General features: G+C 73.8%; 12 protein-coding genes. 4 read left to right on the top strand and 8 right to left on the bottom strand.

Annotated elements, in window-relative coordinates; translation table 11 throughout:
• Positions 1-204 precede the first annotated feature (204 nt).
• Positions 205-597 carry a hypothetical protein gene (locus OG776_RS08420; protein WP_148009753.1) on the top strand — a complete coding sequence of 131 codons (393 nt, stop codon included), beginning with the start codon at positions 205-207 and terminating at the stop codon, positions 595-597.
• A 3-nt stretch (positions 598-600) separates the two neighbouring features.
• A complete protein-coding gene (locus OG776_RS08415) occupies positions 601-897 on the top strand; it encodes a PASTA domain-containing protein (RefSeq protein ID WP_148009754.1) in 297 nt (98 codons plus the stop codon).
• Between the two features lie 78 nt (positions 898-975).
• Here the strand turns inward: OG776_RS08415 and OG776_RS08410 are convergent, their stop codons facing one another.
• From OG776_RS08410 to OG776_RS08375, 8 genes are all read right to left on the bottom strand, one after another.
• Positions 976-2,322: a hypothetical protein gene (locus OG776_RS08410; protein ID WP_148009755.1), complete on the bottom strand. Its 1,347-nt coding sequence runs from the start codon at positions 2,320-2,322 to the stop codon at positions 976-978.
• Positions 2,319-3,776 (bottom strand): hypothetical protein, encoded by a 1,458-nt coding sequence (locus OG776_RS08405; RefSeq protein WP_329326389.1) that lies wholly within the window; start codon positions 3,774-3,776, stop codon positions 2,319-2,321. The genes OG776_RS08410 and OG776_RS08405 overlap by 4 nt, the downstream gene beginning before the upstream one ends.
• Before the next feature lie 3 nt (positions 3,777-3,779).
• Complete coding sequence (locus tag OG776_RS08400) at positions 3,780-5,714, bottom strand: hypothetical protein (protein ID WP_329319843.1); 1,935 nt, start codon at positions 5,712-5,714, stop codon at positions 3,780-3,782.
• Positions 5,714-9,202 carry a hypothetical protein gene (locus tag OG776_RS08395; protein ID WP_329319841.1) on the bottom strand — a complete coding sequence of 1,163 codons (3,489 nt, stop codon included), beginning with the start codon at positions 9,200-9,202 and terminating at the stop codon, positions 5,714-5,716. The genes OG776_RS08400 and OG776_RS08395 overlap by 1 nt, the downstream gene beginning before the upstream one ends.
• 1 nt (position 9,203) lies before the next feature.
• The gene (locus tag OG776_RS08390) at positions 9,204-11,852 is read right to left on the bottom strand and encodes a hypothetical protein (protein ID WP_329319839.1); all 2,649 of its coding nucleotides are present in this window, start codon (positions 11,850-11,852) and stop codon (positions 9,204-9,206) included.
• Positions 11,853-12,004: 152 nt separating this feature from the next.
• On the bottom strand, positions 12,005-12,586 hold the full coding sequence (locus OG776_RS08385; protein WP_329319837.1) for a hypothetical protein: 582 nt from the start codon (positions 12,584-12,586) through the stop codon (positions 12,005-12,007).
• Positions 12,583-14,421, bottom strand: coding sequence for a hypothetical protein (locus tag OG776_RS08380; protein ID WP_329326388.1), 1,839 nt, complete (start codon positions 14,419-14,421; stop codon positions 12,583-12,585). The genes OG776_RS08385 and OG776_RS08380 overlap by 4 nt, the downstream gene beginning before the upstream one ends.
• A 276-nt stretch (positions 14,422-14,697) precedes the next feature.
• The gene (locus OG776_RS08375; protein ID WP_329319834.1) at positions 14,698-15,513 is read right to left on the bottom strand and encodes a Crp/Fnr family transcriptional regulator; all 816 of its coding nucleotides are present in this window, start codon (positions 15,511-15,513) and stop codon (positions 14,698-14,700) included.
• A gap of 325 nt (positions 15,514-15,838) precedes the next feature.
• Here OG776_RS08375 and OG776_RS08370 point away from each other — a divergent pair, with 325 nt between their 5' ends.
• Together OG776_RS08370 and OG776_RS08365 are read left to right on the top strand one after the other, a co-directional pair.
• Complete coding sequence (locus OG776_RS08370; protein ID WP_329319833.1) at positions 15,839-16,630, top strand: hypothetical protein; 792 nt, start codon at positions 15,839-15,841, stop codon at positions 16,628-16,630.
• A 599-nt stretch (positions 16,631-17,229) separates the two neighbouring features.
• Complete coding sequence (locus tag OG776_RS08365) at positions 17,230-18,318, top strand: hydrogenase expression protein HypE (protein ID WP_148011244.1); 1,089 nt, start codon at positions 17,230-17,232, stop codon at positions 18,316-18,318.
• Positions 18,319-18,335 lie beyond the last annotated feature (17 nt).

Here is an 18,335-nt window from a genome sequence, read left to right as displayed (position 1 = left end):
GTCGGGACGGGGCCGTCGAGGGCCGCGTCGGGGTGTGTCCGGGCGGACGACGGGGACGCCGGGGCCGCCCCGGTCCGCTGACCGGACCGCGAGGCGACAGGGCCGTGCCGCCGCACAAGGCTGTCCGGCGGTCGAGGCCGACCGAAGGCCGTGCGAACGCACGGCCGGGAGCGGCACCCGGCGGAAGATTCCGGAGACGGTCGGATGAGGGCACAACCAGTACTGCCGGGCCGCCGACGGCCCGCCGGGCGAGCGTCCCTGCCGCGGGCCGCCGCCGCACGGCTGAGGCGCTCCCCCAGGGCGGCCCTGCTGACGGCGATCGCCGTCCTGGCGACCGCCTTCGCGGTGACACCCGCGTACGCCGACGATCCGGGCCTGCAGTGCGCGGTGGGCGCGACGGGCCAGATCTCCGTCACGCCGTCACCCGTGGTCTACGGACAGAACGCCGTGGTGCGGTGGGGCGCCGACGGCATCGCCTGCGGTGCCGAGGACGCACTCGTGATCAGCGGGCCCGGATTCGACCCGGGCACCACCGACTTCCCCGACGGGGGCGGGGCCAGGTCGGTGCTCATCGGGTCGACCGGCAGCGTCACCTGAGACATGACCGTGGTCGACCTGTCCTCGGACACCGGTTACAGCCGGCACCTGGCGTCCGTCACCGCTTCGGTGACCGGCGTGACCGTGGTCCCGGACGTGCGGGGTGACACCCGGGCACAGGCGAGCCTGGCCGTCACCGCGGCGGGCTACGCGCTGGGCACGGTGAGCACCACGGTGGACTGCGACAGCGTCGACCGGGTGCGGAGCCAGAACCCCGGGGCCGGCACCCCGGGCCCGCCGGGTTCCACGGTATCGATCACCCTCGGCAAGAAGCCGGCCCCGCCGCGGATCTGCGAGTGACGGCGAGTCCGGCAGCACCCCCCCGCCCGGCGCCGCCGCACCGCTCCTGACCCGGGCGGGAACGCGCTCCCGTCCGGGTCAGGAATCCGTGGGCGGGGTGTCCCGGGCGTCCCCGAAGTCCCAGAGGCAGACGACGGTCCTGTCACCTCCGGGAGACCGCACCGGTACGTTCACCTCCGAGAGGAACGAGGTCAGATGAGGCCGGCGCCCCGCCCAGCGGGCGGCGAACCAGTCCCCGGCCTCGGGGTGCGCCAGCAGTTCCGCGAGGGAGGAACTGCACAGGGCCAGCAGGTCGCCCGGGCGGGTGGTCAGACGGGCGCAGCGCACCCGCCGGGCGGCGGCGGGCAGCAGTGATCCGCGCTCGGCGGCCGTGTCGCCGGGCGTGAACACACTGCTCCAGACCCCGTCCCGCAGCATCATCAGCGCACCGTCGCCGATCCCGAAGGCCAGGTGTTCCCGCTGCCGGCTGTCGCCCAGACGCGAGAGCAGCCCCGTCAGCGCCACCCCGATCGCGGCGTCGTCCGGCTCGCCGCCCGGCCCCTCCCCGCGCGTGACCAGCCGCATGGAGTGCGCCACCCCCTGCAACGCCGTCCGCAGCAGCCCGGTCGGATCGTCGTCCGGGCCGGACGGCCGGTAGAGCTGATGGCCCAGCGTGTCCCCGTAACGGGCCATCTGCGCGGCGAGGTTGCGGCATGCCCGGTCGGCCGCGGACTGCGACCACCGTCCGTGCGGGACCCCGGCCGCCACCGCGCTGAGCAGCGTCGGTGTCCGGATCTCCTCGACGAACCTCAGCAGGAACGCCTCGCGCCGGTGCTCCCCCTCGCGCCGGGCCCGGTCGCCGCGCACCGACGCGGCCCGGACGACGAGCGGTCCGAGGTCCGCGCCGTCGACACTGCTGTCCGACGTCGCGTCCCGGCCGAGCGGCAGCCGCCGGGGGACCGCCGGGGACAGCGCGTCCGGACCGAGCGGCGTACCGCCCTCGGCCTCCGCCTCGGCGAGGCGCCGTTTCAGACCGTCCGCGTCGGACCGCGCGTCGTCCCGCTCCCGCGCCAGATCACGCACCTCACCCTCCAGGGCCCGCAACCGCTGCCGCGCGGCGTGCAGTTCCTGCCGCACTCCCGCGGGCTGCAGGGCGGCGGTCGCGGACTTCTCCTGTGTGTCCTTCAACAGTGCTCTCACCCGCGACAGTTCGAGGTCGCGGCCGCGCAGCAGTTCGTGTGCCGCCGTCACTTCCCGGCGCACGGCATCCCACGCCGACGTCGAGTGCCGGTGTCCGTCGTCCGTCCCGGACGACTCCGCCGACGCGGTGACGACGGGTGCCGACGGCGGCGTGGTGCGGCCTGTCCGCGACGCCCGGAGGGCGAGTACGGCGTTCCCCGCCAGCGACAGGACGAGAAGGGTGATCAGCCAGGTGGTGGAGGTCATGGTGCGCCGTCTCCTCGTGAACGCGCGTCCTGTGGGTGGTCGTCCGGTCCGGGGGCCGGGAACGGCCGTCGTACGGTTCGCCGCGCCAGCGGCACCGCGGCGAACCGGTCCAGCTCGTCCCAGAGTTGCCGGGCCGGCACCTCGGAGGCGAGCACCCCGGCCGCCGACGACGCACGGCCCGTGCCGGGCCGGACGTCGGACCCGTCGAGCCGGATGTCGTGCAGGGCCGCCCGGAGACGCCGGGCGGCGAGCCGCGCCACGGTGGTCGGCGCGTCCCGCAGCGCGGGCTCGAGGACCCGGGCGCACAGGGTGCGCAGCCCGCTCGCGGCCCACTGCTCCTCGGCCCGAGCCCGGGCGGGCGCGGCACGGTCCACCGGGAGCAGCAGGACACGCAGGGCCTCCTCGGCCCGCGGTACGGAGACCGCGTGCACGGGCAGACCACGAGTGAACGGCCCGACGGTGTGCGGCAGGACGCCGCGCAGCCAGCCGGCCAGACCGGGCAGGAAGTCGGCGCCGTCGTGTTCCGGTACGCAGGACACGAGAACCATGGGCGCTCGGCACGGACCACCCGTCGAACCCGCGAGCAGTTCACGAAAACCGGCGGACAGCGGTTCCCGGCCCGCGAGTCCGGCATGCGGCGCGGCGGCCAGCACCAGGTGCGCGGACTCCAGGACCTCATGGGCGTACGGAGCGGGGGCGCCCGTCGCCGGTACGGGAACGTCCGTGACCGTCACGCGCAGCCCGTCACGCACACGGTCGCCGGCCGGGGGCCAGGGAAGGGGGGCGCCCGCGAAGGCGGCGGACAGCGTCGCCGGTCCGTCCGCTCCGTCGGCCGAATCCGGCGTGGTGGTGCGGGGCGTGAACCCGGTGCCCGACGCCGTCACGTCCTGGACACGCCGCCAGGCCCGGGCGACGGTGTCCCGGCCCGTCCAGCGCGTCGCGAAGAAACGGTCCCGCCCCTGCTCGGCGCGGATCCGCAGCCAGGTGACCGTCCCGTGCCGGTCCGCCCCGGGGCCGGGTGGCGTGCCCCGCGCGGAGGTGTCCCGCAGGAGCTGCCGGGCCAGCCGGTCGAGAGCCCGCCGACATCCCTCGGTGATCCGCAACTCGGTCACCGCCGTGGGCTCATGGGCGTAGAGAAGCGGTACGAGGTCCGTCGCCGCCGGGGGTTCGGGCAGCCGGACCCCGGTGAGCAGGGGAACGAGACCTGCGGCGGCCGTCCCGGTGCGCAGGACGGCCACCCGGAACACCGGCGGCTCCGGACGAGCGCTGCCGTCGGCCGCGGCGCAGGACGCGGCGAGGTCCGCCACCACCTGCGGGGAGAGGCCGTTCGCACGCCCGGTCCAACAGGCACCGAGCAGCCGGGCCGCCGACACGGCGCCCGGAGCACGGGCGGACGGACCCGAGGCGGCGGGCCGTGCCACGGGCGCGCGGGGTGTGCCACCCTGCGGGGCCATCGTTCACCGCCGGGTGGGTTCGGCGGGGCGTACGACGACCCGCCCCTTGTGCCTGTTGGGTCCGTAGGCGGCGTTCTTCTTCCGTCGCAACGCCGTCCACACCACCCACTGCACCTCGGGTTCGCCGGCCCCGGCGACCCCCTTCACGGTCTCGGCGATCGTGTACTCCGCGGCGAAGTCCCGGCGCAGATCCTCCAACGGCCGGAAGATCACCTCGTAGTTGGCGTCCTCGGCGAGCGGGATCAGGATCCGGGAGACCCGGGTGCGCCACTGGTACCACCAACTCTCCGGTGCGGCGGGGCGTTTGTGGACCAGACCGCCCAGCACCATGTCCAGGTTGTGGGCGGCACCCAGCCGGTTCTCCCGCGTCCACGCCATCTTCGCGTCCAGTCCCTGTCCCGCGGTGCGCAGCAGCGAGGCCAGCCGGCGCTCGTACTTGTCCCGGTGCTCCTGCTCGGCGAGGCTGCCCGGCTGGTGGTCGTGCAGGAGCGCGACGTGGAGTTCGGGGTCGAGCGCGGCCAGCCGTTCGGCCTGGGCCGCGCGCACCGCCCAGGCGGGGCGGGGATCGCCGGGCGGAAGGGCCCCGATCTCCGCGGCCCCGAGTCCCAGGTACCGGTGGAACTTGGCGTCGACGGCCGCGGCGGCGGCCGGCAGGTCGGCGAGGTCCAGCGGCAGCCGCTCCGCGCCGTGCAGGCCGTCCGGCAGCCCGGGGACGATCACGTCGGGGTCGCCGACCTCCTCGTCGGGTGCCGCGAGCCCCGCGAGGGAGGCCTGGGCCGCCGTCGTCGTACGCCACTCCGCCGCCACGTCGTGGGGCAGCCGCAGCAGGGCCATGTGGACACGCCGCCAGATCCGCCCGACGAGCTCGGCGGCGTCCGCGTCGCGGTCGTCCCGGCGCGGCGGCGCCGGCGGGGGGAGGTAGCGGATCTGTTCGCTCCTGAGCTCCGACTCCAGCCGTTCCAGCGCGGTCGCGAAGTCGGCCAGCGGCTCCACAGGCGCCGCGCTGGAGCCGGGCGGGGAACCGGGCGACGTGCCCGGCGCCGACCGACGGCCCCCTGACTCCGCGGGGGCGAGGACCGCTTGCGTGGAGTCGGGTCGGCGCGGCGGCACCGACGGCTTCGGGGGAATCACCGGCGCGTCCGGAACTCCCGGCACCTCAGGAATTCCCCGCACCTCAGGAATTCCCCGCGTCCCAGGAGTTTCCGGCGCCTCAGGAACCCCGTCGCCTGTCGGAGCTCCTGGATTTCCCTGATCCACCTCGTCCGCTGTTCCTGGTGTCCTGGACGGCTCCGCCACCTCCGGCGCCTCGGGGGTCACCGACGCCACCGGGGTCTCCGGAACCTTCGACGGCCCGGGACTCCCCACCCCGTCCGCGGCTGATGACGGGAAGCCGGCGGCCTGATCCCTTCCGGGCGGTTCCGTCCCGGCGTCCGTGCCGTTGTCCTCGGCGGACTGGCCCTCGTCGGTCCCGCCGGCTCGCCCGCCCGAGCCCGAGCCCGTTCCCTGTCCGTCGACCTCGGCCCCGTCCCCGGCCCTGTCCTCGTCCCGCGCCGGGCGACGGGCTTCGTTCCCGATTTCGGGTCCGTCCCCACCGTCCTCGGGATCGGTCCCGACCTCGGGTCCGTGCGGGGCCGGTGTGCCGTCCTCCTCGGGACGGCGGCCGTGCGGGGCCGCCGCGAGCGCCGACGCCTCGCTCAGGGCCCACCCCAGTTGGGTGCGCGCCTCCACGAAGCGTTCGACGACCTCGCGCCGATCGTCCCGGTAGGGAGGCAGATGGCCGGGGACGTTCTGGAGAGCCTGCCAGAACTCGTGGAGTGCATCGAACAGCGCCTGTCCGCACCGGGAGGGCGAATCCAGTACGGCGGTTGCGGCCTCGGCGAAGGCACCGAGCCGGAGCGCGAGCGCGTCTCCCGGCTCCCGGTCGTGGGCGTCGGTCATCAGTGCCTCCCGCTGTTGGGATCCCAGTGGTGGTTCAGCTTGTTGGTGGGCGGGTCCATCCGCAGACGCAGCACCCGGCCGGGAACCTCCTCCACCTGGCGCAGCTTCTCGGCGGGCAGGTACGGCACGAGGCCGCGGTGCACGCGGAGTTGGCCGTGGGCGTCCAGCGTGGCGTGGTGCCGGCCGTCCTGGACGGCGGGGAGATACCCGAGGAAGACCGGCGCCCCGTCGCCGCGGTCCAGGAAGAACTCGTAGGTGAAGGTGTTGTTCACGTCCGTGGGCGGCACCGGGATCGCGGCGACGCGCCCGGGTACCGGCGGGTCGTGCAGGTCGAGAGTGGGGTGGAAGGACTCCGGCAGATAGCCCTCTGCGGACACGACCGCGTCGCCGGCCAGGTCGGGTGAGGTCGGAGGGAACACCTCCACCAGTCGCCGTACGCCGTGCTCGTCCGTGCCCGCGTCGACGCAGACGCGGCCGGGCACCGAACAGCCCGGCAGGTCGGCGTCGAAGACCAGCCCGGGTGCCGCCCCGTGCAGCGGGACCGAGGGTCCGTCGACGAGCAGATGGGCGGGGCCGTTGCAGAGCAGGATGTACGGCACGAGCCGGTTGTCCATCTCGATCTGGTACCGCACACCGCGCCGGCTGCCGCTGGGCGGCCGCCACACCGACCGGGCCGGTGCGAAGCCCTCCGCGCTCGCGGCCAGGGCGAGATCGAAGGCACCCCACTGCAGGGAGTCGCCGGAGCCGAGGTAGCGGTGGATCGACAGGGTGCGGCTGAGCGCGTTCCAGCCGGTACGGACCCCGAGCCGTCCGGAGGTGTCGAGTTCGACGTAGGGGTCGCCGGCCCGCAGCAGCGGTGTGACCCGGTCCATGTGACCGCGTGGCCCGAAGTCGCACGGCAGGCTGGAGAACAGCCCCTGGAGCCTGATGTCCAGATCGCTGAGCCGGATGGTGGCACCGGCGCGCCCGCCGTCGACGCGGTCGTGCTCGACCTGTCCCGCGACGTTGCGCACCGAATGGGCCCAGGCCGCGCCCAGCGAGGTGACCTGCTTGGCGTACTTCACCTCGGCCGACAACTCGGTGTTCTTGTGCCATCCGAGACCGTCGCCGCCGTCCGCGCCCTTCTGCCGCAGCACCGCCCGGACCTCACCCTCGAGTTGGGCCATGCGGCTGGTACGTCCCGACAGCACCACCTGGTCGAGCAGCGGTTCGGGCAGCTCAGGGAGACCCTTCGCGCGCCGTTCCTCGTTCTCCTCATGGGCCCGGCGGAACGAGCCGCGCACGAGGTCGGCGCCGAGCGAGGCGGCCCGTCGCAGCACCGGCTGCACGAGCTTGGCGAACTGCCCGGCGTCCAGGGTGATCTGACCCTGCACCGTGCCCAGCCGGTGGTTCGGCCCCGCGTTCAGGATGTCGGCCACCCGCTCCGGCTCCAGCACGGCGTCCCCGGCGCCACGCGCGCTGAGTTCACGCTTCTTGAGCTCGGCGAGCCTCCACAGCAGCTCGAACCGGGTTCTGCGCGCGTCCCGTTCGGCCGGGTCGGTGATCCCCGCCCAGTCCGTGGGCAGCGCCTCCGAGAGAACCGCACGGACCTCGGGCGAGACGATCGTGTCCAGTTCGTCGGCCGCGCGCTCGGCCACCGCGTCGGCGTACGCGCGCCGCGGTACGTCCCCGCGCCGGCCCGGTGCGTCGAGCCCGCCGCCTTCGCCGTCGTCGGCCGACTCCTCGCCGAACGACGGTTCCTGCAGGCTCAGTTCATCCACCAGCCGGGCCTTGATCCAGTAGAGGACCTGGAGGGTCAGCAGGTCGCCGCCGAGCCGTTCGTGCCCGGTGGAGCCCAGCAGTTCGGGCTCCAGCCGGTAGTCCCGGCCCGCCACGAACTCCTGGTCGTCGCCGAGGTCGGGTGTCTGGTCGACGAGGGTCAGCCGCAGCAGCGCGATGTCGGTGGTGCCGCCCCCGATGTCGATCACCAGCATGATCCGCTGCCATGTCGGCGGCTTGTCACCGACCCGTCGGCAGCGGGCGCGCAGCGACTCCAGGCCCGCGTTGAGGTTGTCGGTGAGATCGCCCATGAGGAAGTACAGCCCGGCCGCGAGACCCTCGTCGAAGTCCATGACGACGCGCGGGCCGCCGAGCGCCGTGCGTACCAGCTTCTCCAGCTTCTCCTTGACCTCGGGCAGGATCGTCGTCGGATACGTGACGACGACCGTCGCCATCCGGCTGATCGTGTTCAGCGCCGGGTTGTAGGTGGTCTGTTCGGCGCCGTCCACCAGCAACAGGTACATGTGCTGCGCCAGATGGTCGGCTGACATGTCGGAGTCCGCCACCGGCTCCGGGGTGAGCTGCAGGGCCGCCCGCTTGATGCCCGTCAGCCCCTCGACACCGGGCACCCCCTCGGGCCCGTTGCCGCACAGCACGAAGCCACGGTCGCGGGGATGCTCGGGCACCGTGCCCTCCGCGTACTCGACCTCGCGCAGCGCGCTGGCCGGGGCCGTGGTGAGGCGGCCCGAGTCGTCCGGGTACTCGACGGCCCGCAGGGCGTGGCGGTTCAGCGGCGGGGTGCCGATGACCTCTGCGTAGCCCGCGTGGAGCCGCCGGTTGAGCCAGCGCCGCAGTTCTGGGCCGGCCTGCTCGCGGAGGGCCTCGACACGGAGCATCAGCGCGTCGGCGACATCGGGGTCGCCGAGCCGGGCCAGTGCCTCGGCGCCCGTCACCTCGACGTTCCTGCGGGGCAGCGCGACCGGGCCGGTCAGCAGCGCGTCGACCTCCTTGCGCCATTCCGCCGGGGCGTCGGCGGGCGGCGCGAGCAGGTCCGTCAACAGGCCGGTCAGGGAACGGGCCTGGGCCGGATCGACCAGCTGTGCCCTGATCCGGGTCGGGTCGTGCAGGGTGGCGGTGGAGGCCGTCGTCCCGAAGTCGACCACGATGAACTCGTGTTCGTGCGTGCTGCCGGTGATGTCGCGCAGTGTCAGGAACTCGTCGTCGTCCTCCGGCCGCGGTGCCACCGAGGGCTCCTCGCCCAGCGGCGCGAACTCCAGCATGACGCTGCCGTGGGCGGTGCCCGCGTGCTCGACCGACGCGTAGTCGACGCTCCAGTGCACGTCCAGCCGCAGCGGTTCGTCGCCGGCGGCGGCCGGTGGAGCGGACGGGGGGTGCACCAGCGCCGTGGGCAGCAGGGTGTCCTGGGACAGGGTGCGCGGTCCCTCCACGGTGATCGACGTGTACTGCTGCGGCACCCAGCAGTCGGCCAGCGCCTGCGCCAGCTGCGCCGGTACGAGGCCGCCGCTGGGGGTGATGACCTCGATCCGGGCGGGCAGGTGCACAGTCACCATGCGGCTGCCGCCGGTGCCCTCCTGCTCCAGGACGACCTCGGGCAGCGCCGTGCCCTCGGGACCCGTGTGGAGGCGGAAGTGCCGGCGGCCCAACGGCACGACACCCGAGGCCGGATCGGCGTGCGGGGCGCGGAAGGAGATGGTCAGCTCGGTGCTCATGTCAGTCTTCGCTCCAGGCTCGGATCAGGATGTCGATGGGCTCTTCGACCGGCACCTCCGTGGCACCGGCGCCCTCTTCGCCGGAGTGCGGGTCCGCTCCGAGAGGCTTGCGCGGCGCGCGCACCTCGTTCTCCCGGGGCAGGTACTCCACGGTCTTCGAGTACAGGGCGACCAGGTCCTTCTCGATCAGGGCGAGGGTGCGGCCGAGGTGTTCGGTGACGAGCCGGGCCGCGGCGTCCGCGGTGTGCTGGCGCATCTGCACCACCAGGAGCGGGTGCCGTTCGCGTTCCTCGGAGCGCTGGTCCTCCAGCCGGGGCATGCGGTGGTCCCAGGGCAGCGCGTGCGGAGAGCGCATCGGGAAGCGGTTCTCCTGGTCGGCGGGTGTAGGACCGGGCACCGACGCCAGTTCCCCGACCCGTTGTCGCGCGTGCGTCGGGTTCAGTGCCGTCCACAGGTGGTTCAGCTGGATGTCGGCCCGGTGCGCGCTGCCGCGCAGCCGGGTGAACAGGTCGTTGAGCAGAGCGTCGGTGGCCGGGTCCGCCATCCACTCCCGCAGCGGTCCGAACTCGCCCTGCCAGTAGGCCGCCCACTGGTCGAACCAGACGCGCAGCTGATCGTGTTCCTCGCCCGCGCGCCGGTCGACGAGCGTGCGGAACTTGTCCAGGAAGGTCATCGTGACATCGGCCGACTCCTCACCACCGGGCGCCTCCGCCGCGACGGCGGAGGTCCGGCCGGGCCGCACCAGCTGGTCGATTCCGCCCTGGGCGGGCGGTTCGCTGCGCGGGACGAGGTGGTTGCGGTCCCGCTCGGCGCGGCCCAGCAGTTCCTGCCACTCCCGCCAGTCGAAGACGTCGTCGCGCACCGAGTCCGCGATCTCCTCCCGGCGGGGCGGCCGTCCGCCGAGTTCGGCTGCGTACGAGGCGTCGTCGGACCCGGTGCCTCGCGGCACGGGGCTGCTGAGCCGGTACAGCGTGGGCAGCATCAGATCGAGCAGAGCGCGGAACTCGCCCAGTCTCTGCGCCAGTTCGCGGTACTCCTCGGGCTGGTCGCCGCCCGCCGCCCGGTGGACCTGGCGCTGCAGCAGGCTCAGTTCCCGCCACAGCCTGCGGTGCGAGCCGCGCGCCCGCTCCAGCTTCTGGTCCAGTCCGTGACGGCGTACGTGGTGGTCGATCAGCAGGCGCAGCCGCTGGATCCCGCCGTCGTTGTCGTAGGCGCGCAGCCGGTCCGTCCAGGGGTTGGTCTCGTCGGCACGGCGCAGCCGGTCGGCGATCTTCTCCCAGCGTTCGGCGCCCGGCGGGTCGAGGTCCGCCAGTGCCTTGTGGATGCGTTCCCTGGTCTCCGGGGAGGCCTCCGTGTAGGGGAGTTGATGCGCGCGGATGCCGGCGATCGAGGAGACGGCCACGATGCCGTCCTCGCGATGGTGCACGAACTTGTTCCCGTACACGTGCACGCCGTTGACCTCGGCGGAGTGCGACAGCAACTGCCTCAGGGGCAGGGGGCCTTCGGGTACGTCGTGCAGCGCGGGCGGCTTGGCGAGGTCGAAGGCGTTCGCCGCGACGAGGGCCGCGCTGGCCAGGGCCTGCGGCTCCCGGCCGTCCTCGGTGAGCATGTCCCAGAACGTCGAGGCGCCCTTCGACTCGGCGCGTACGGCGCTGATGACCAGCAGGATGGTGTGCACGGACACCAGTTCGCGGCGGCTGAGGAAGGTGTCGCGGCCGTACGAGCCGGCCGCGTTGATGCCCGGGAAGTCCAGCAGCCGTACCGCGGTGTCCTGCGAGATCAGCCCGGACAGGTCCCAGTGGTCGGGGGAGACCTCCACCCGCAGTGTCACCTTCTCGACCAGCGGGAACGCGCGGCGCAGCGCCTCCGCGGCGGCCTCGGTGTCGGTGTTCTTCAACTGACCGGTGTCGAAGGGCCGCACGACCCGTTTGGGCGGGGTCTCGGGGGTGCGCTGGGCGGCGCCGAGGACCAGCGCCGCGCCGACGGCTTCGCGGGACACCCCGACCGAGGTGCCGAGCAGGTCGCGCTGGCTGAGCGCCGCGTCGCGGATCCGGCACAGCTCGGTGACGGCGTCCCGGTGCCCGGCGCCGATCGCCTCGTAGGAGACCGGTCCGCCGGCCGCGGGCCACAGCTTCGGGTACCACGCCTCGAAGGGGGCCCAACCCCGTGGATCGGTCACCGGGTTGTAGCCGGCGAGCGCGGCGCCCGCGCCGAGCTGGGGGTGCCGTTCGTCCAGCACGCGGACCAGGTCGTCGAGGACCGCGCCCACACAGGCGGCGAGCTGCTTCTCGGTGAGGAAGGCGACGTCCGTGTTCTCGGCGGCGGTGGTCGGCCGGCCAGGTTCGCCGCGCGACAGTTCCAGGACGGTGATGTTGCCGGTGCTCGGTCCCGCCTCCACCGGCAGCAGGTCGGGCTTGCCCAGCACGGTGCCGAGGAGCAGGGACTTGCCGACGGAGTACTCGCCGACCACCCCGATGGTGACCGGTGCGTTCAGCCGGGCGTCGAGCTCGGCCGCGAGCGACTGGATCCGGTCGCGGGACTCGTACGCCTCGGGTGTGTCCGGGAGGGTCTGCTCACTGAGCATGGTCAGGGTCTGCTGGGTGAACTCACGCAGCTCCGAGAGGCTCGGGTTCTTCTTGAAGACGGTCACGATGCTCCACGCTCCGTTGGGCTGTGGGTGGGTGCGCTGCGAACCGCGCGCGCCGTACGGGTGGCTCGGCGCGGGCCGGTCGGGCGGGCCGGGTCGCCGGTCCGGGTGCTCGGATCAGGGACGGGGGAGGAAACCGGGTCGGGGGGAGGAGTTCACCGCAGGAGGAAGAAGAGCTCGATCCGGGCCGTGCCCGAGCCGATGTCGCCGCTGCTGTCGTGGTAGCCGCGGATGATCTTCTCCGAGTACGGCGGGAAGAAGGCGGGGGCGGTTCTCGGCAGCAGCCGGGCCACCGCGGTGGCGTACGCGTCGCTGCGCCCGCTGTCGACGGCTCCCCCCACGCCGTGGACCGTCCCGAAGACCATGACGAAGGCCGCGGTCCGCCCCTTGAACCGTCCGATCCCGTCGGAGACCTGGCGCTCCAGATCCGCCTTCGCGGCCTTCGAGCCCGCGACCAGGGCGTCCGCGTCCGTGTGCACGGTGATCGACCGGGTCGCCGGGTCGAGCCCGGCCGTCCCGGCCCGTCGCGTCGAGGTGGGGCTCGGGGCCGGTTCCGGCGTCGCCGTCGGCCGTGCGGTGCGGGTCGGCGCCGCCGCGGGCGACGGGTCCCGCGCCGCCGTCCGGTCGTGCGGGGTCTGTTCGCCTCCCAGCACCACCAGCACGATCACCAGCAGCACGTCCGCGAACAGCCACCCCGCGAGGTACGGCACCGTGGCGCGTCCCGGCCGGCGGGTCACCGCGTTCCCTCCCGCCGCTGGTCCCCGGCATCGCTCGGCACGGGTCGGCGCAGCCGGTGCGTCGACGGGCTCTCCAGGGTGTCGGCCGGTTCGGGGGCGGTCGCGGGTTCGGGATCCACGGGCAGGGTGGCGGGCACGGTGGCGGACGCGGAGGGAGGGGCGGGTGCGGGGACGGGTCCGGGCACACGGGTGCGCGTGGCGTCGTGCGGGTCGCCGAGCGGGGGCCGGGGCCGGGCATCCGGACCCGGAGCGCCGAACGGATGGGTTCCGTAGGCCGGGGGCATGGGATGCGCGGGCCTGCGGTGCGGCACTTCGGAGCCCGGGCCGACGCCGGCCTCCGGACCGGGCTCGGGAGCTGGATCGGACATCGGGCCCGCGGAGGCCCGGAAGCCGTCCGTCGTACGTCGCAACTTCTCAGTGGCCGCGTCGAGTTCGGCCGTTCCGTGGATGACGGAGCGTCCCGCCTCGTCGAGGCCGTCCGTGACGCGGCGCAGCGCCCGCTCGAACTCGGCCGTGGCGGCGTGGAGCAGTTCACTCATCCGCTCCTGACCGCCGCCGAGGTCCCGTTGGACGGCTCGCTGTCCTTCGACGACGGTGTGCAACTGGTCGATGCGGTCGGCGAGTTCGGCGGAGACCTCGCGCACCTCCTGGCGCAGCGAGGCGGCGAGGGCGGTGACCGCCATGTCGTACGCCATGCCGATACGGTCTGCTCCCTCGGCGGCCGAACCCTCCAGGGCGGTGGGCAGCGTGGTGAGCGTGCGGTCCAGTCCCTGCACGGTGGTGGCGAGGAGCCGGGCCGACTCGTCCAGGGACGCCCGCGTTCTCTCCAGGGTCTCCCTGGCCTCGTCCCGGATCCGCTCCATGGATTCGGTGGCGTGGTCGGCCACGGCGGACCCGCGCAGTTCGGCGGCCGAGGTGACCGCGTCGAAGCGGTCGGCGACGGCCGTGCCGGCCGCGCCGATGTGTTCGGCGGCGACCTTTCCCGCCTCGCCGACCGTCTCGCGCAGCGCCGCCACGGACGCGGCCACCCCGCTCGCGAGCATCTCCGCGCCCTGGGCGACCTGTCCCGCGGCGGTGGACGCGCCCCGGGTGGCCTCGCGCGCCTCGGAGGCTCCGGCGCGCAGGACGACGAGTGCCGAGTCGAGCGAGGCCAGGGCCGTCACGGTGCGGTCGGTCGCTCCGTCCGCCTGGGCCACGGCCCGGCGCGCGCCCTCCTGGACGTCGGCGGCGCGGCCGAGGAGCGTGTGCAACTCCTCGGCCGCGCCCTGCAGTTCCTCGGTGAACCGGCGGGGCGAGGTGGCGGCCGCACGGATCGCGAGGGCCTCGGTCTGGGCGAGCGCTCCGGACAGCCGCTGGGAGAGCACCAGACGTTCGCGCTCGTCCCGCTCCTCCCAGCGGTGGCGCAGCATGGTGGTGGTGGCCAGCGCGGCGAGTGCCAGCACCGTCCAGACCGCCATCATGTCGAAACGGAGGAACGGCCACAGATGTCCGTCGAAGCCCTGTTGCCACAGGGTCAGGAAGGAACCCTCGGACCGTCCGCCGGAGTCGTCCATGCGCTGGTTGGCCCAGGCGGCCGCGCCCAGTCCGAACCAGGTGATCAGCAGGGGCACGAAGACGAGCGCGGTGGGCAGCAGCCCGAGGCGGCGTGCCCGGTCGCCCGTCTCGGCGGGGCCGTCGCCGAGCGCGTCGGGCCCTCCGTAGGCGGCGACGAGGCTGCCGCCCGCCCACACCTCCAGGCCGCGGCCACTGCTGACCGCGTCCGCCAGATCGCGTAACGCCGCGCTGTGCCTGGCCAGTCTCGGATGCCCCGCCAGATCGGCCAACTCCGACGACAAAGAGGCCGGTTCGCGATGAGTGGGACCCGGTGCCGGAGGCTGCGCGGGTGCGCGTCCTCGCCTCCGGTGCGGAACGAGCCGGAACAGCCTCACAGCACACCACCCCCCGTAAGTGGCCGGTTGTCACCGGGCCACTGTCGGCGCGTCGCTGCGGCGAGATTCGGTCAGGTGACGTATTCCGCTGACGTATTCACCTTCAGGCGCGGTCCGCCGGGCCGGAGACCCGGGCCGGCGACCCGGTCCGCTCCCGGCATCAGGCCCGGCGGACCGGGTGGATCAGCCGGCCTCGGACAGCGGTGTGCCGCCGGCCGGCGCGGCGAGACGGGTGGCCGACTCCACGTGCGGCGCGGGCGGTTCGAGCGGTGCCCGCTTGGGACGGGGCGGCCGGGGCGCGCGGGGGGTGGGGACGCCCGGCAGCGCACCGGGGTCGGCCGCGGGCCAGCCGCTCTGGGAGGCGATGGCCCGCAGGATGTCCGGCTCACGGATGACGACCCCGCGGTACTTGGTCGTCACCGCCCCGGCGGCCCGCAGACTGCGCAGCGCCCGCTGCACGCTCGCGTCGGAGATCCCGGCGAGCGCCGCGAGGTCCGTGTGGCTGAGCGGTACGTCGATCCGCAGCCCCTCGGGCACGGCGCGCGCGTAGCTGCGGACGAGGTTGTCCAGGGTGCGGGCCAGCCGGACGGTGGCCGTGCCGCCGCTGGTGTCGATGCGGTGGCGGGTGGCGCCGCGCAGTTTGCCCGCCACGGATCTCTGCACGACCTCCGCCGCGTCCCGGCTCTCCCGGAGGAAGGCGAGGAAGACGGTACTGGTGAGGGTGCGGGTGACGGTGGGGCGGGCGGCGATCACGGTGGCCGAGCGCGGCTGCCCGTCCAAAGCCGAGACCTCACCGACCAGTTCGCCCCGCACCCGGAGGGCGAGCAGTACCGTGCCCCCGTCCTCGACGGCACCGACGACCTTGACGCAGCCGTCGGTGAGCAGCAGCACGGTGGTTTCCGGCCCGCCTTCGCGGATGAGTACGTCGCCGGTCTCGTACCGCACGACACGGCCCTGCCGCAGCAGCGCGTCCCGGTCGTCGGGCGACAGATTGGCCATGAGTGTCCCCTGCGGCCAGCGACTCGAGGGCGTCGAGTGGCTCGTGGGGCCGGGATGAATGTGGTCGCGCATATGGTCCCCCCTCGGTCGACACCGTCCGCCTCGTGCACGGACCGGTGAGCCGGTGCGAGGAACTTAGCGCACAAAAGAGTTGTCGGTGAATCAGATGGACAGAACACTCTTGAGGTCGAAAGAGTGTACGTATTCCCCTCGTGGTGTCGCGACTCGTCATGCCTTGTCCAGGCAACCGGTCACCTGACCGGTTCTTGCCCGGTTCGCTCCGCGACCATGGCCCGGCCGCCCGCGTGCCAGCCGAAGGAGCCTTATGGATATCGTGATGCTCGGACCCGGCGGGGTCGGGAAGGACAGCTACCTGGCGCTGATGTACGCGGCGATGCGTGACGGCATCCAGGGCTTCGGGCTCTGTGCGCGGGAGGCGTCCCTGCACGAGGAACTCACCTCGGCGGCCGAGGAGGTGCTGCGGGGGCGCAGCCCGGGCGCGGGGCGGCGGCGGGAGGTCCTGGAGCTGGTGCTCCATCACCGGGGGCGCGCCGTGCTGCCGGTGCGCTGGCGGGACCACCGGTACGGCGCGGGAGAGACCGGTGTGGGGCTGCTCCCCGGTCTGGCCCGCGCGGACGGGATCATGCTGTTCGCCGACGCGCCCCGCCTGCTCGGTGACGACCGGTACCGCGCCGACCTGCATCGCATGGCCGCCGTGGCGCAGGGGGCCCTCGCCGGGCGCGACGGGCGGCTGACCCCGCTCGTGCTGGTCTTCACCAAGTGCGACCGCCTCGCGTCCGGGGCGGGTGCGCCCTCCCCGCTCGACTCGCTGCTCGCACCCTTCCAGGACGTGATCGCGAAGGTCGCGGTGACCGAGAACCTGCGCGGTGCGGTCGCCCTGGTCGCCTGCGGGCGCGAGCCCGCGGGCGTGACCGTCCCGGTCCTGTGGATCCTGCACCACGCCATCGTCGGGCGCGGCCTCGCCCTCCACGCCGCGCTCACCCCCGGACGCGCTCTCGCCCCGGCGGACAAGGCCGCCGAGTACGAACGCCTGGAACCGCTGTTCGCCCCCGCCGAGCGGCTGGTGACCCTGCTGTCCCACGTCCCCAGCTTCTGAGCCGCCTCCGCCCCTGGTCCCCGGCCCGTGGCCGACCCCGGCTTCACGGTGCTGTCCGTCCCCGTCCCCGTCCCCGGTCCCGCCCTGCCCGGCCCCCGGCCCTCCGCCCCAGCCCCCTCCGCCCCCGGCCCTCCCCTCCGTTTCCAGCCGTCGGGCGCCCCCGTGCCGCCCGCCCGCGCCCGCCCCCGCCGCACCCGTAGACCTCCTGCCCCGCCGCACCCGTAGCCCCCGCCCCACCCGTCCGCCCGCCGCCGGGTGGCCGTGAGGCCCCCGCTTTCGGGTGACCCCGCCGCCTGTCGCCCGGGGTGCGCCGGGCGCCGTGTCCGACCATCGCAGTCGACCCGGCAGGGGTGCCGGCCCCGGACGCCGGGACGGGCCCGAACACCGTGTCCGGCACGGCTCGCGGGCGCCTTCGCCGCCCGCCCCGTCCGGACCGGTCCGGACGGGGCCCGTCACCGGAACGGACGGTCATCGCATCCCATCGCGGCCGAAGGGGTGGTACCAAGAGATCTGATGGTCGAATTGAACGCTTTCATCCCCGAAAGGGCTTTCGTCCGCCCGGGGGATGCCATTCCTCACCTCCCCGAGGAGGCGGTCCCATGACAGCGACGACGCCGAGCACGGCCGGCGCCACGGACGCCGGTGGTGCGCCTGCCGACGAGACCCCCACGATCCACATCCTCTGGATCAACGCGGGGCTGAGCTGCGACGGAGACTCGGTCGCGCTGACGGCCGCGATGCAGCCGAGCATCGAGCAGATCGCCCTCAGCGATCTGCCGGGGCTGCCGAAGATCGCCGTCCACTGGCCCCTCATCGACTTCGAGTGCGGTCCGGTCGGCGGCGCGGACACGTTCATCGAGTGGTTCTTCAAGGGGGAGCGGGGCGAGATCGACCCGTTCGTGCTGGTCGTCGAGGGATCCATCCCCAACGAGTCGATCAAGCCCGAGGGCTACTGGTCGGGCTTCGGCGACGACCCGGCGACCGGTCAGCCCATCACGACCAGCGAGTGGATCGACCGGCTCGCGCCCAAGGCGCTGGCCGTCGTCGCCATCGGCACCTGCGCCACCTACGGCGGCATCCACGCCATGGCCGGCAACCCGACCGGCGCGATGGGCCTGCCCGACTACCTCGGCTGGGACTGGACGTCGCACGCCGGCATCCCCATCGTGTGCGTCCCCGGCTGCCCCATCCAGCCGGACAACTTCGCCGAGACGCTCACCTACCTGCTGTACCAGGCGGCCGGTTCCGCCCCGATGATCCCCCTCGACGACAAGCTGCGCCCCGCGTGGCTGTTCGGTGCCACCGTGCACGAGGGCTGCGACCGGGCGGGCTACTACGAGCAGGGCGAGTTCGCGACCACCTACGACTCGCCCAAGTGCCTGGTGAAGCTCGGCTGTTGGGGCCCGGTCGTGAAGTGCAACGTGCCCAAGCGTGGCTGGATGAACGGCATCGGCGGCTGCCCGAACGTCGGCGGCATCTGCATCGCCTGCACCATGCCCGGGTTCCCGGACAAGTTCATGCCGTTCATGGACGAACCCCCCGGCGCGAAGCTGTCCACCAAGGCCAGCGGCGCCTACGGCGCGGTGGTCCGCAGGCTGCGGACCCTCACGACCCAGACCGTCGACAAGGAGCCGAAGTGGCGCCACACCGGGGACAAGATCACCACCGGATACCGGCCGCCGTGGTGACCGACCGCTCCACCTGA

This window comes from Streptomyces sp. NBC_01689, assembly GCF_036250675.1.
In the GTDB taxonomy this organism is placed as follows: domain Bacteria; phylum Actinomycetota; class Actinomycetes; order Streptomycetales; family Streptomycetaceae; genus Streptomyces.
Note: the sequence above shows the minus strand (reverse complement) of the source record. Positions and strands in the feature narration are given on the sequence as shown.